The following is a 12,991-nucleotide window of genomic DNA, read 5'->3' as shown; positions in this document are numbered from 1 at the left end:
AGAGGGGAGCAGTGGCGTGACGCAGTCCCACCAGGGTCTCAGCGGACTTCTGGACACCGAGGCGATCCGCAAGGACTTCCCGGTCCTCGACCGGGTGCTCCACGACGGCAAGCGGCTCGTCTACCTGGACAACGCGGCGACCTCCCAGAAGCCGCGCCAGGTCCTCGACGCCCTGACCGGCTACTACGAGCGGCACAACGCCAACGTCCACCGCGGCGTGCACGTGCTCGCCGAGGAAGCCACGGCGCTGTACGAGGGCGCCCGCGACAAGGTCGCGGCCTTCGTCAACGCCCCCAGCCGCGACGAGGTGATCTTCACCAAGAACGCCTCCGAGTCGCTCAACCTCGTGGCCAACATGCTCGGCTGGGCGGACGAGCCCTACCGGGTCGACCACGACACCGAGGTCGTCATCACGGAGATGGAGCACCACTCCAACATCGTGCCCTGGCAGCTGCTCTCGCAGCGCACCGGCGCGAAGCTGAAGTGGTTCGGGCTCACCGACGACGGCCGCCTCGACCTGTCCACGATCGAGGAGACCATCACGGAGAAGACGAAGATCGTCTCCTTCACCCTGGTCTCCAACATCATGGGCACGATCAACCCGGTCGAGGCGATCGTGCGCCGCGCCCAGGACGTCGGCGCGCTGGTGTGCGTCGACGCCTCCCAGGCGGCGCCCCACATGGTGCTGGACGTCCAGGAGCTCGGAGCCGACTTCGTGGCCTTCACCGGCCACAAGATGTGCGGCCCCACGGGCATCGGGGTGCTCTGGGGGCGGCAGGAGCTGCTGGAGGACCTGCCCCCCTTCCTCGGCGGCGGCGAGATGATCGAGACCGTCTCGATGCACTCCTCGACGTACGCCCCCGCCCCGCACAAGTTCGAGGCGGGTACGCCCCCGATCGCACAGGCCGTCGGGCTGGGCGCGGCCGTGGACTACCTGGCCTCGATCGGCATGGAGCGGATCGCGCAGCACGAGCACGCGATCACCGAGTACGCCGTGCGCAGGCTGCTGGAGGTCCCCGACCTGCGGATCATCGGCCCCTCGACGGCCGAGGACCGCGGCGCCGCGATCTCCTTCACGCTCGGCGACATCCACCCGCACGACGTGGGCCAGGTCCTCGACGAGCAGGGCATCGCGGTGCGCGTGGGACACCACTGCGCGCGCCCCGTCTGCCTGCGGTACGGAATTCCCGCGACCACGCGGGCGTCCTTCTATCTGTACTCCACGCCGGCTGAGGTCGACGCCCTCGTCGACGGCCTGGAGCACGTCCGGAACTTCTTCGGCTAGGGGACGATGTGAAGCTGGATTCCATGTACCAGGACGTCATCCTGGACCACTACAAGAACCCCCACGGGCGGGGCTTGCGTGACGGTGACGCCGAGGTGCACCACACCAATCCGACCTGCGGTGACGAGATCACCCTCCGGGTGAGGTACGAGGGCTCGCGCGTCGCCGACGTCTCGTACGAGGGGCAGGGCTGCTCCATCAGCCAGGCCAGTGCCTCCGTCCTCAACGACCTGCTGGTCGGCAAGGAGCTGGCCGAGGCGCGTCGGATCCAGGACACCTTCCTGGAGCTGATGCAGTCCAAGGGGCGCATCGAGCCCGACGACGCCATGGAGGAGGTGCTGGAGGACGCCGTGGCCTTCGCCGGCGTCTCCAAGTACCCGGCCCGGGTGAAGTGCGCCCTGCTGAGCTGGATGGCCTGGAAGGACGCCACCGCCCAGGCCCTGGGCGAGGCAGCCGACGCCGAGCCCGCCGACGCCGAGAGGAAGACGGCATGAGCGAGAACGAGACCACGGCCCTGAAGCCGGCCTCCGAGGAGGAGGTCCGCGAGGCGCTGTACGACGTCGTCGACCCCGAACTGGGCATCGACGTGGTCAACCTGGGCCTGATCTACGGCATCCACATCGACGACTCCAACGTCGCCACCCTGGACATGACGCTGACATCCGCGGCCTGCCCGCTGACCGACGTCATCGAGGACCAGGCCAAGTCGGCCACGGACGGCATCGTGAACGAGTTGAAGATCAACTGGGTCTGGATGCCGCCGTGGGGCCCGGAGAAGATCACGGACGACGGGCGCGAGCAGCTGCGCGCCCTCGGCTTCAACGTCTGACCGGCGTCCCCGCGACACCCGGCTCCGGGCGGACCTGCCGGGGCCGGGCTCGCCGGGTCGCTGCGGACAGGGCCGTGCCCGCCGGTACACCGGCGGGCGCGGCCCTTTCGCCTGACCGGATCGCCGTGGACTGCCGCGACCCCGCCCGGCCTGCCGACTTCTCGTGCCGGCCGCTGGACCGGCGGACAGTGTTCGGACGCCGACGAGGTCGTCATCGGCTCGGGCCCCGATGTGTTGCCCGGCCCGGTCTTCCTGCCCGTCCCCGAGCGGAAGACGGGGAAGAACCGGCTCCACCTGGACCTGACCCGGCGACCAGGAGGCCGAGGTGGCCCGCCTCCTCGGCCTGGGCGCCCGCCGCATCGACGTCGGACAGCTGCGGAGCGCCCCTCGGGTGGTCCTCGCCGATCCCAACACGCCGGACCAGCGGTTCTCCGGGACGTACTGGTCAGGGCGTGGAACGAACGCCCCGCCCACGTGCCGGCAACGCGCGAGCTGGGCGGTTGCGGGGGCCTCAGACGGGCCAGTGGTCGGCTGGGTCGTCCAGCCAGGCGGTGTGCCCTTCCGCCGTCACGGTGAGCCCGAACCGCTCATGGCCGGGCTCGCCCTTGTCCCGCCACCACTCATAGGCCGCCTCTGCTTCGTCCCACAGACGGCGGGTCCCGGACTGCCAGACCGACGCCGTACCCGAGTCACGGAACATCACGCACGCCCATGACCTGTCACTGAGGCTGTACAGCCACACGGGCCGTGCGCCCTCGCGCCTTTCGGCCACCACATGTGCGCAGTCGCGCACACGCAGCCCGACCGCGAACCTTTGGGGACTGAACCGATCCGCTCCAAGGAACGCGCCCTCCGTGACCGTGGTGGACGACTTGTCACGGTCTCCCACGCCGCCGTCCACGTACTCCTGGTGAACCAGCGGGGCGAGACGCTGAGCCCGTAGCTTCATGAACTCCACAGGCCCCGTGAACGCACCTGACGCGCTGCTGCCGTCCCCGGCGACCACCAGCCGGGCCACGGCGTCACCGTTGCCCCAATGGGTTCCCCACGGGACAACGATCACCCCTCGCGGCCGACACTGGGCCACCCACGCGTGCGGGATGGTCCGTAGTCCGCACGTGGCGATGATCCGGTCATACGGCGCGGCGTCGGCGCAGCCGGTGAAGCCGTCACCGTGGACGACGCGAACGGGCGTGCCGAACCGCACCAGGGCGGCGCGTGCGGCGTCTGCAACCGCTCGATCCACCTCGATGGTCACGACGTTCTCAGCGCCGAGCCTGCGCGCCAGAAGGGCGGCGTTCCAGCCGGTACCCGTGCCGACCTCCAGCACGCGGCCACCAGGGGGAACGTCCAGGTCCCGCAACATGCGGAACACCACACTCGGCATGGAGGCGGACGACGTGGGCATCTGCCCCGGTTCGCTGCCCTGGTGCGCGCCGTCGTCCCACTGCGTCACGATCGGCACGTCAGCATCCGCGTAGCCCTGCCACTCCTGCGGGTCATCGCTGTGGGACACGGGCACGCTGCGCCCGGATGCCATGTCGAACGGCCAGATGAGATTCGGCAGGAAGGCGGAGCGGGGGACGCTTGCGTACGCAGGTGCCCAGTCCGCGGAGAGGAGACCACCTGTCATGAGGACGCGCCCCAGCTCGGTGCGGCCGGGGCGGTCCTGGTGTGCGTCGGCTGTCACGATGTTCGTGACCCTACTTCTTCGGCGGGTTGGGTACGCCGGGTCCGCCGTCCGGGGTGGGCGGCTGGTGCGGGCCGGGGTAGGGCTCCCCCGGCAAGCCGTCGCCCCCGCTACCGCCACCGTTGGTCAGTACGGGCAGTGTCATGACGTACTCCCTTGTCTCGTCGGCCTGTGTACCTGCACCCGCCCTGACTGCCGACCGTCGCGCAGACAGCGGGGCGGGTCGTCCCCTTGCCCGGACTCGAACCGGGGCCTCCGCGCGCTCACGGTGATGTGACGAGCTTCCGCGCGCGGGCTCTTCCTGACTGAGCTACAAGGCGTGGTGCCCGTCCCCGTGTCGGGATCCCTCCGGCGGTGGGAAACCGGAACAAGGCGTCCGGCGCGGGGACGGGGGTCTACCGGTGCATCTCTCTGAATCGGTCCTCATACGGTCGGGCCGGGGTCCGGAGCCGGTCCCGTTCGCGGTCGGCGGCCGGACGCAGCCGGTTCCGGTAGGCATCCCACTTCGGCCGGTCGAGCGGCAAGCCACACAGCGTGCCCGTCCCGTTCGGCCATCACGCCCGGCATCTCGTCGTCCAGGTGGAACCCGAGCATTCCGGGGCGCAGGTCCGAGGGACGCGTGAAGCCGGACGGGCGGCCCCTGGCCGCAACGGCGCGTGTCACTGCGGGAGAACGGGTTGAGCCATCGTCGCCACGCCCTTTCGCCGTGCCGCTGTCTGTAACGAACCTACTCACAGCGTGGCCGCTCAGGCGTAGGCTCAACAGGGGCGGAGCCATTCCAACCGGGGCGGAATGCCGGGGAGTTGAATGTATGAGCGAAGGTGTCGAGCAAGCGAACGGGCCTGCCAACGCTGCCGCCTACTTCGGCCAGGAGGTCCAGGCGCTACGCGAGTCGCTGGGCATGTCGCAAGGGCAGTTCGCGGCAGAGCTGCACTACCAGCAGGCGCAGGTCAGCAAGGTGGAGAACGGCGTGGTGCTGGCATCGGCAGCGTTCACAGCGGCCATGGACCGCGTAGCCGGTACGCCAGGGGTGTACACCCGGCTGCGAGCCAGACTGAGCAAGGCAGGGCATCCTTCGTGGTTCGTTCCGTACATCACGCTCGAGGAGTCGGCGAGCGGCGTCACGGACTACTCCTGCACCTTCCTCATGGGGCTGTTGCAGACACCGGACTACGCGGCAGCCGTGTTCCGCGCCGCGCACCCGCGCGAGTCCGCTGACCAGATCAAGAGCCGCGTTGAGGCTCGGCTCATGCGCCGAGAGGTGATGGAGCGGGAGGAACCACCGCTCCTGTGGGTGATCGTGCACGAAGCTGTCCTACATGCCGAAGTGGGCGGCCGGTCCGTCATGCTCGCTCAGCTCGAAGGCCTCGTGTCGCAGATGGAATCACCCCACGTAACGGTTCAGGTTCTGCCCTACTCGGCGGGTGCGGCTCCCGCCCACCTGCCGTTCACGCTGCTCTCGTCCACCGGCAAGCCCCACGCGGTCTACACCGAAACGCCCACCCATGGTGGGCAGGTGGACGACACGGCTAGCGTGGTGGCTACTGCGGTCGGCACGTTCGATCGTCTACGCATGACGGCACTCTCCGAACATGAGTCGCTGGCCCGGATTCGCAAGATCATGGAGGATCACGCGAGATGAGCAACGCCCACAGCCCCCGCCCTGCTCGGTGGGTCAAGAGCACATACAGCGGTGGCGACGGGGGCCAGTGCATCGAGTGGGCCCTCGACCAGGCGACGACCACCGGTGCAGTCCGGGTCCGCGACAGCAAGAACCCGAACGGCCCCCAGCTGACCCTGACGCACGGGACCTTCGCTCAACTGGTGGAGATCGCCAAGCACGCCGAGCTGTAGCACCCACCCCGCCGGACCGGAATCCCCGTCACCCACTCCCGGGGCGGCGGGGCGCGCGTTCCTGCCGTTGGATCTTTCGATGGAAGATACTCGTGCGGGATTGCGTGACAATGCGTGTTCAACTCGGTCCGACGATGTCTGGATCGAAGTTGAACCAGTACAGGGTACAGAGGTGCCTTCACCTCGCGGTTGGGAAGGCTTCATTTCCCGAGGTGCCCCCACCTGTTCCGCCACTGAACGTCACCATCGCGTGTAAGGCGGCGGTCCGTGCCGCACCGGGCCGCAGGGCGTGCGGCCCCCGGGCCCGTGCCGGCCGCCCCGTCGGCCTCCCGCCCTAGACAGTGCCCGCCGGGCAGGAGGCGCGGGCGTCGTGGGCGCTGAGTGCGGCCCGGACCCGGACGACGTCGCTGCCCGAGGTCGCGTCGAGGCCGGTGGCCTCCGCGGCACGGCGCAGCCGGTAGTCCACCGTGTTCGGGTGGATCCGCAGCCGCTCGGCCGTGAGCTGCCGGCTCAGCCCGCTCTGCAGGAAGACCCGCAGCGTGCCGAGCAGCTCGGGGCGGCCCTCCAGCGGGCGCATCAGGTCCGCGAGTGCGTCGCGCGCCGGGCCCGGCTGCATCAGCTGGTACTCCAGCAGCACCTCCGAGAGCAGATGCAGGCCGGGCCCCCTGCCCGAGGCCGTCGCCACCCGGCGGATGTCCTGGGCGAGCCGGGCCGCGTCGCGCACCCCCTCCGGCGCGGCCGCCGCCGCCCCGGCCCGGATCTCCACCCCCGCCACCCGGCTCATGTGGGAGACCACCCCCGACAGCCGCTGCCAGTCCCCGGGGCCCACCTCCCCCGGCCCGACCCGGTGCGGCACCAGCGCGATCCCGCCGTCCGGCCCCAGGGAGGACAGCACCGCCCCGTCGGTGTGCCGTTCCAGCTCCACCCGCAGCCGCCGCAGCTTGCGCTTGGTGGCGATCACCGGGCTCACCCCGTCGGCGCTCTCGTCCGGGTGCAGTCCGATGCCCAGGGCGAGCACCAGGTAGCAGGGCGGCAGCTCGAACCCCCGGTCGCGGGCCCCGGCGCGCACGTCCCCGCCGTCCAGCAGCGCGGTCAGCACCCCCTGACGCACCAGCTGCTCCTCGCCCGCCGTGGCGTGGCGCACCGCCACGTACCCCTCGACGACCGTGGCGGTCATCTGCTCGACGAACCGCAGCACCAGCAGGGCGGTCTCCTGGACGGCAGCCATGTCCCCGGGGCCCGCGTGGGAGAGCATCCGGGCCAGGCACTCCTGGGCGCCGACGTGGTAGGCCCGGATCACGGCCTCGACCGGAACGCCCTCCTCGGCGCGCTTGGCGGCGGACTGCCGCAGTACCTGCAGGCGCTCCTCGCCCGGCAGCTCACCGGAGCGCAGGATCGCGAGGAAGGTCCGGATGCCCTGCTCGATCACGCGCCGGGTCTCGCTGCCCAGCTGCTCGGTCGGCAGCGTCCCGTATACGGGCACCCGGGCGACCAGCCGGGCCAGGACGGCTGAGGTGAGTTCCGGCAGCGCGGCGGCCAGCCGCGCCTGCAGCGGTACACCGCCGAAGGAGAGCGGCTCCCAGGCGGCGGCCTCCGCCGTCCGCTCCGTGACACCCCGATCCATGGTGAGACCCCCGACATCTCGTCCTTACTTCCCGGTAACCAAGGTCGCCGCAGCGCAGCCGGGGTGTCAAGGCGCGTGCGCCCGCGTGCTGCACGCCGTGGGGCGCCGCCCCCGCCGCGCCGGATGCCGGGCGCGGGGCGCCCCGCCCGGCACCTGAGACCGGTTCGCTCCCGCGCGCCCCGGACCGTTAGGTTTCCTGTCATGACTGACTCGCCCGACAGCACCACCGCTCAGCGCACCACCGGCGCCGTCGCCGCCGGCCTGGCCACCCTCACCCCCGAGGGCGTCGTCCTCGACACCTGGTTCCCCGCGCCCCGGCTCGCCGAGGAGCCCGGCCCCGCGGCCACCGAGAGGCTGACGGCCGAGCAGGCCGTCGAACTGCTCGGTGCGGGTGCCGCCAAGGCCGTCGGCACCGATGCCCGGCGCGGCGTCGAGGTCGTGGCCGTCCGCACGGTGATCGCCTCCCTCGACGACAAGCCGCTCGACGCCCACGACGCCTACCTGCGTCTCCACCTGCTCTCCCACCGGCTGGTCCGGCCGCACGGGCAGAACCTGGACGGCGTCTTCGGCCTGCTCGCCAACGTGGCCTGGACGAGCCTCGGCCCCGTCGCGGTCGACCGGCTGGAGGAGGTACGGCTCAACGCCCGTGCCGAGGGGCTGCACCTCCAGGTCACCTCCGTCGACAAGTTCCCGCGGATGACGGACTACGTGGCTCCCAAGGGCGTGCGGATCGCCGACGCCGACCGGGTGCGCCTCGGCGCCCACCTCGCCGAGGGCACCACCGTGATGCACGAGGGCTTCGTCAACTTCAACGCCGGCACCCTCGGCACCTCCATGGTCGAGGGCCGGATCTCCGCGGGCGTCGTCGTCGGGGACGGCTCGGACATCGGCGGCGGCGCCTCCACCATGGGCACCCTCTCCGGCGGCGGCAACGTCCGCATCGTGATCGGCGAGCGCTGCCTCGTCGGTGCCGAGGCGGGCGTGGGCATCGCGCTGGGCGACGAGTGCGTCGTGGAGGCGGGGCTGTACGTGACGGCGGGCACCCGCGTCACGCTGCCGGACGGCCAGATCGTCAAGGCGCGGGAGCTGTCCGGGGCGAGCAACATCCTCTTCCGCCGCAACTCGGTCTCCGGTGCCGTCGAGGCCCGCCCGAACAACGCGGTGTGGGGCGGCCTCAACGAGGTCCTGCACAGCCACAACTGACCATCGGCGGCCGCGGCCTGCGGCCGTCCCGGCGATCAACGCTCCGACCTGCCTCCGAGCGGTCGGCGGCCGTCGACGCTGGTCATCGTCGAGCGCCCTTCCCACGGCCCGGGGGGGGGCGCTCGACTCGTTGCGGGACACACGCCCCGCGAGATCCGGGTCCGCTGCGGCTGCGGCTGCGGCTGCGGCTGCGGTCTGCGCTTGGACGCGGGACGGCCGGGCCGCGCGCGGGAAACCCCGTCGACGGCGCGGAAGCCCCCTTGCTACGGTGCGCGGATGCCCGCGATCAAGCAGTTCCAGGTCACCTTCGACTGCGCGGTACCCGAGCGCGTCGCCCGCTTCTGGTGCGAGGTGCTGGGGTACGTCATGCCCCCGCCCTCGGCGGAGTTCGCCACCTGGGAGGACTACCGCCGCGCCCAGCCGCCGGAGAAGCAGGGCTCGTGGGCGGCGTGCCAGGACCCTTCGGGCGCCGGCCCCCGGCTGTACTTCCAGCGCGTCCCCGAGGGGAAGGCGGCCAAGAACAGGGTGCACCTCGACGTGCGGGCGGGCACCGGCCTCGTCGGGCAGGAACGCCTTGCCGCGCTGGAGGCCGAATGCGCACGACTCCTCGCGCTCGGCGCGGTCCACGTGCGGACGATGGTCGCGGACGAGGAGAACGAGTCCTGCATCGTGATGCAGGACGTCGAGGGCAACGAGTTCTGCCTCGACTGACCGGTTCTCCGGCCCCGGGACGCGCCTGCCGAGGGCTCGCCGTCCCGGGGCCGGTCCGGCCCGCGCGGGGAAGAGGCGCGGGCCGGACCGGACGCCGGTGCTACGGGCGGAAGCGCAGCACCTGCGGGTCGTGGTCGCTGTTCTGGTCGGCGAACTCCGCGTTGATGTGCACGCTGTCGTAGGCGAAGCGGCGGATCGCCGGGCTGGTCAGGATCTGGTCCAGCACCTGGCTGTTGCCGTCGTAGACGTAGGAGTAGCGCTCGGAGCGCGGCAGGGAGGTGATCGCCGCGTGGAGCACGCCGCCGTGTGTCAGCGCCCGCGTGGTCCCCGAGAACTCGAAGTCGTTGATGTCGCCGACCACCAGGACCCTGGCCCGCCGCTCGGTCGCGAGGACGTCCTTCACGAAGGTGTTGACCGTCTGCGCCTGGAGCAGGCGCTGCGCCTCCGAGGAGCGGTTCGGCGGCTGGTGGTGCGAGGTGAGCGACTCGTCGCCGCCCTTGGACGCGAAGTGGTTGGCGATCACGATCACCGGGCGCCCCCGGAAGCGGAACTCGCCCGCCAGCGGCTTGCGGCTGTCCTCCCAGGCGGCGTTCGCGGGGTCGATCCGGCCGGGGGAGTGGGTCAGCGCCGCGCGGCCCCGCTCGCGCACCACCCCGGTGGCGGTCGTGGCGTCGGCCGCGCCCCGGTCGGTGAAGGACACCCGCTCGGGGTTGAAGAGGAACACCTGGCGGATGTTGCCGCCGGGCTGGCCGCCGTCCTGGTTGTTCTCCGGGTCGACGGCGCGCCACTCGTAGGCCGGGCCGCCCGCCGCCTTGATCGCGTCCGTGAACATGGTCAGCGTCCGCTCGGCCGAGACGGTGCCGTCGTTCTTGCTGCCCGTGTCGTCCTGGATCTCCTCCAGGGCGAGGATGTCGGGGGACGCCAGGTTCTCCACGACCGCCCGGGCGAGGGCGTCGAACTTCTCCTGCGGGTCCGAGGGGTCGAGGTTCTCGACGTTGTAGGTGGCCACCGCCAGTTCGCCGGAGCGCTGCGGCCGGGTCTTCTCCGGACGCAGGCCGCGGTCGTGCACCGTGCCGAGGGTGCGGGCCGCCAGCGTGTAGCCGCCGTACTGGTTGAAGTCGAGTGGGCCCTCGGTGGTGCCCAGAAGGTCTCCGACGTTCGCGTCCGGGAAGGGCTGCTCGGCCAGCGGGGTGAGCGACTGCACCTTCAGGCGGCCGGTGTTCTGGGAGCCGTAGGAGCCGTAGACCGTGCCACCGCGCAGGTTGGCGTGCTCCCACGGCTTGACCGTCACCCACAGCTCGGCGTAGGGGTTGGTGGCCCCGACCACCCGCGAGGTGCCGATGCGGATGTTGGTGCCCTCCAGGGACTCGTAGTAGTCCAGGGCGTACGAACGGGGGCGCAGAGTGCGGCCGTTGATGCTGCCCCCGTCCTCGGGGTCGCCCTGCGGGGCGTACGCCGACGGCACCGACCAGGCCCACACGGTCACGGGGGCCGGGACCGGGTTGCCCTGGGAGAGGACGGTCACGGTCGGCTTGGATATCTGGGTCACCGACTGGTTGCCGGAGGAGGTCCCGCCGGGGACGTACTCGCCGACGGTGCCGGAGACCAGCACGTCGTCGCCGACGGAGACGGTGGGCACCGAGCCGGTGTAGACGAACACGCCCTCGCTGGTGGCCGGGTCGTCGTCGGGCCGGGTGTCCTGGATCCAGAAGCCCCGCGAGCCGTAGGTCCGCACGCCCGTGACGATGCCCGGCACGTCGGCGACCTGGCTGCCCGCGAGTGGCGAGATACGGGTGGTGCCCTGGATGTCATGGATGCGCACCGAGGGGTTCTCGGCCGCGGAGGCGCCGGTGGAGCCGGCGAGCAGGCCCGCGGCGAGCGCGGCGGCGACGAGCGCCGCGACGGCGGGGGTTCTCGGTACGACGGAGGAAGGCATCAACGTACTCCGGTGATGAGAGGTGAGGGGTTTCGCGCTGTTCCACGGTCGTGAACAGGACAAGCTCTACGCGCGTCAATCTCTTGGCTGGGAAGCCCACTTGTCAAGAGCTGCCGTCTGTACGTACAGGGAAGCGCAGGTGAACCGCCCCGCCGGGGGCGCCCGGCGGGGCGCGGCGGCCGCCCGGACGGGGCGAACCCCGGCCCCCGGGGCACTAGGCTGGACGTGCCCCGACAGAGCCCACGAGGCCGACCGGGCCCGTACGCGCGGAGGAGACCCGATCCAGATGCCAGAAGACCGCCCCGCCCTCCCGCCGGTGCTGCTGCCCTCGGACGCGGAACTGGCCCGGGACGCCCTCGCCGCCCCGCTGCTCGCGCGGGCCGTGCGGCTCGCGCGCTGGGCGGGCCCGGGGACCCGGGTCGGTGCGGGCGGCGAACTCGTCGAGGAGCAACTCGCGCCCGCCGCGCGGGAGCTGGGGCTGCCCGACGGTCCCGACGACGACGGCCCGGCCTACGCCAGCGAGGCGTGGCGGGTCGCCGTCGACACCGGCCTCGTGGACGTCGAGGACCCGCAGGACGAGGACGGGCCCGAGCCCGCCGGGGCCCCCGGCGGACCGGCGGGGAGCACGGCCGGGGAGGCGACGGGCGGTGCCGTCGCGGGGGCCAACCTGGCGCTGGTCACCCGGGGTTCGCCGAAGGACGTCCTCGGACTGTGGCTGGACGCCCTCGACGTGGCGCTCGCCGACGCGGAGGCGCCCGTCGTGGACGACATCGGCGCGCTCGTCGGCGAGGACGGCGAGATCGACTTCGAGGCGCTCGACTGGGACCCCGAGGCCGAGGCCGAGTTCCTGGAGGGCGTCCTCCTCAACCTCTACCTCCTCACGGTCTCGGAAGGCGCCGAGGCCGCGGCGGTCCCCCTCCCGGCCCTCGCCGCCTCGGTGGTCGTGCCGGAGGATATGGCGGAGCCCACCGACGAGGTGCTGGAGCAGGTCTCCGAGGCGATGATGCGCCTGGACGACCAGTTCCGGCTGCTGGAGCCGATCGGGCTGGTGGCCTACCAGCCCGTCGACGAGGCGCTGATGGCCGCCGAGGACGACGCCGACGACGGGGAGGAGCCCGCGGAGGAGGACCTCAGCCGCTACGGCCTGGTCCGCCTCACCGCGCTCGGCCTGTACGGCGTCCGCGCGCGGCTGCTGGAGGCCGGGCTCGCGGCACCCGCCGTGGGCGAGCTCGCGGACAAGGGCGCCGACGTCCTGCTGGACGGGCTCGCCCACTATCCCGAGGCCGCCGTCCACGCCGAGACCGAGCAGTGGCTCGCCCCGCGTCCGCCGGCCGAGGCCGCCCGTGAACTGCTCGCCGCCGCCCGGGGGCGCGACGAGGGCGGGCCGCTGCGCCGACTGCACTGCCAGCAGGCGCTGGCCCTCGTCGGCCCCCGGGCCGAGGCCCCGGTGCGCGCGGTGCTCGACGACGCCGAACTGGGCGGACTGGCCCGGGTGTGGCTCGCCGAGCACGGTGCCGCGGACGTGCCGCCCCCGCCCGAGTCGATGGTCTTCTGGCTCGCCGTCGACACGATCGCCGCCCAGCTGGCCGCCGGCGGAGAGACGGGCGAACTCCGGGAACTCGTGGAGGGGCTGGTGGGCCAGCACCGGGGCTTCTTCGACGCGGCCTGGCGGGTCGACCACCCGGCGACCGCACGGGTGCTGGAGGCCATGGGGACCCTGCACCCGGACAAGGGCCTCGCCAAGGAGGCCCGCAAGGCGGCGTTCAAGGCGCGCTCGCGCACCGGGGCGGCCTGAGGCCGCCCCCGTGCGCCGTGTCTGCCGGCCGGGGCGCGGATGCCGGCCGCCCCGCCCCGTGGAG

Annotated in this window: 12 protein-coding genes, 1 tRNA gene and 1 pseudogene; 9 read left to right on the top strand and 5 right to left on the bottom strand. The window is 72.2% G+C overall.

Annotation, left to right across the window (positions count from 1 at the left end; all coding sequences use genetic code 11):
- The first annotated feature begins 16 nt into the window (after positions 1–16).
- The 4 genes and pseudogenes from ACGF15_RS18000 to ACGF15_RS17985 form a co-directional block, all read left to right on the top strand.
- Positions 17–1,285, top strand: coding sequence for a cysteine desulfurase (locus ACGF15_RS18000; protein ID WP_345615727.1), 1,269 nt, complete (start codon positions 17–19; stop codon positions 1,283–1,285).
- An 8-nt stretch (positions 1,286–1,293) separates the two neighbouring features.
- On the top strand, positions 1,294–1,779 hold the full coding sequence (gene sufU / locus ACGF15_RS17995) for a Fe-S cluster assembly sulfur transfer protein SufU (protein ID WP_345615725.1): 486 nt from the start codon (positions 1,294–1,296) through the stop codon (positions 1,777–1,779).
- Positions 1,776–2,114 (top strand): metal-sulfur cluster assembly factor, encoded by a 339-nt coding sequence (locus ACGF15_RS17990; protein WP_345615724.1) that lies wholly within the window; start codon positions 1,776–1,778, stop codon positions 2,112–2,114. Before sufU ends, ACGF15_RS17990 begins: the two co-directional genes overlap by 4 nt.
- A gap of 74 nt (positions 2,115–2,188) precedes the next feature.
- Positions 2,189–2,523, top strand: a pseudogene (locus ACGF15_RS17985) (VOC family protein); the annotation flags it as partial.
- A 102-nt stretch (positions 2,524–2,625) separates the two neighbouring features.
- On the opposite strand, the gene ACGF15_RS17980 reads toward ACGF15_RS17985, so the two are convergent.
- The 3 genes from ACGF15_RS17980 to ACGF15_RS17970 form a co-directional block, all read right to left on the bottom strand.
- The gene (locus ACGF15_RS17980) at positions 2,626–3,804 is read right to left on the bottom strand and encodes a methyltransferase domain-containing protein (protein WP_392800036.1); all 1,179 of its coding nucleotides are present in this window, start codon (positions 3,802–3,804) and stop codon (positions 2,626–2,628) included.
- A gap of 13 nt (positions 3,805–3,817) precedes the next feature.
- Positions 3,818–3,949, bottom strand: coding sequence for a hypothetical protein (locus tag ACGF15_RS17975; RefSeq protein ID WP_360642183.1), 132 nt, complete (start codon positions 3,947–3,949; stop codon positions 3,818–3,820).
- A gap of 81 nt (positions 3,950–4,030) precedes the next feature.
- Positions 4,031–4,124: transfer RNA gene (locus ACGF15_RS17970), tRNA-OTHER, on the bottom strand.
- A gap of 491 nt (positions 4,125–4,615) precedes the next feature.
- Between ACGF15_RS17970 and ACGF15_RS17965 the strand changes: the two genes are divergently transcribed.
- Both ACGF15_RS17965 and ACGF15_RS17960 read left to right on the top strand, forming a co-directional pair.
- A complete protein-coding gene (locus ACGF15_RS17965) occupies positions 4,616–5,446 on the top strand; it encodes a helix-turn-helix transcriptional regulator (RefSeq protein WP_362609071.1) in 831 nt (276 codons plus the stop codon).
- Complete coding sequence (locus tag ACGF15_RS17960; protein WP_362609069.1) at positions 5,443–5,658, top strand: DUF397 domain-containing protein; 216 nt, start codon at positions 5,443–5,445, stop codon at positions 5,656–5,658. The genes ACGF15_RS17965 and ACGF15_RS17960 overlap by 4 nt, the downstream gene beginning before the upstream one ends.
- A 334-nt stretch (positions 5,659–5,992) precedes the next feature.
- Here ACGF15_RS17960 and ACGF15_RS17955 read toward each other — a convergent pair whose 3' ends face one another.
- Entirely contained in the window at positions 5,993–7,282 is a 1,290-nt protein-coding gene (locus ACGF15_RS17955; RefSeq protein WP_392800031.1) for a PucR family transcriptional regulator, read from the bottom strand.
- A gap of 201 nt (positions 7,283–7,483) precedes the next feature.
- Between ACGF15_RS17955 and dapD the strand changes: the two genes are divergently transcribed.
- Positions 7,484–8,485: a 2,3,4,5-tetrahydropyridine-2,6-dicarboxylate N-succinyltransferase gene (dapD, locus tag ACGF15_RS17950; RefSeq protein WP_345615722.1), complete on the top strand. Its 1,002-nt coding sequence runs from the start codon at positions 7,484–7,486 to the stop codon at positions 8,483–8,485.
- Between the two features lie 276 nt (positions 8,486–8,761).
- Positions 8,762–9,196 (top strand): VOC family protein, encoded by a 435-nt coding sequence (locus ACGF15_RS17945; RefSeq protein WP_345615721.1) that lies wholly within the window; start codon positions 8,762–8,764, stop codon positions 9,194–9,196.
- Between the two features lie 100 nt (positions 9,197–9,296).
- Here the strand turns inward: ACGF15_RS17945 and ACGF15_RS17940 are convergent, their stop codons facing one another.
- The gene (locus tag ACGF15_RS17940) at positions 9,297–11,132 is read right to left on the bottom strand and encodes an endonuclease/exonuclease/phosphatase family protein (protein WP_345615719.1); all 1,836 of its coding nucleotides are present in this window, start codon (positions 11,130–11,132) and stop codon (positions 9,297–9,299) included.
- A 286-nt stretch (positions 11,133–11,418) separates the two neighbouring features.
- Between ACGF15_RS17940 and ACGF15_RS17935 the strand changes: the two genes are divergently transcribed.
- On the top strand, positions 11,419–12,927 hold the full coding sequence (locus ACGF15_RS17935; protein ID WP_392800026.1) for a hypothetical protein: 1,509 nt from the start codon (positions 11,419–11,421) through the stop codon (positions 12,925–12,927).
- Positions 12,928–12,991: the final 64 nt, after the last annotated feature.

It is taken from the genome of Streptomyces sp. NPDC048001 (assembly GCF_043203115.1).
In the GTDB taxonomy this organism is placed as follows: domain Bacteria; phylum Actinomycetota; class Actinomycetes; order Streptomycetales; family Streptomycetaceae; genus Streptomyces; species Streptomyces sanyensis.
The sequence above is the reverse complement of the archived record's forward strand: the minus strand, read 5'-3'. Positions and strand labels throughout refer to the sequence as shown.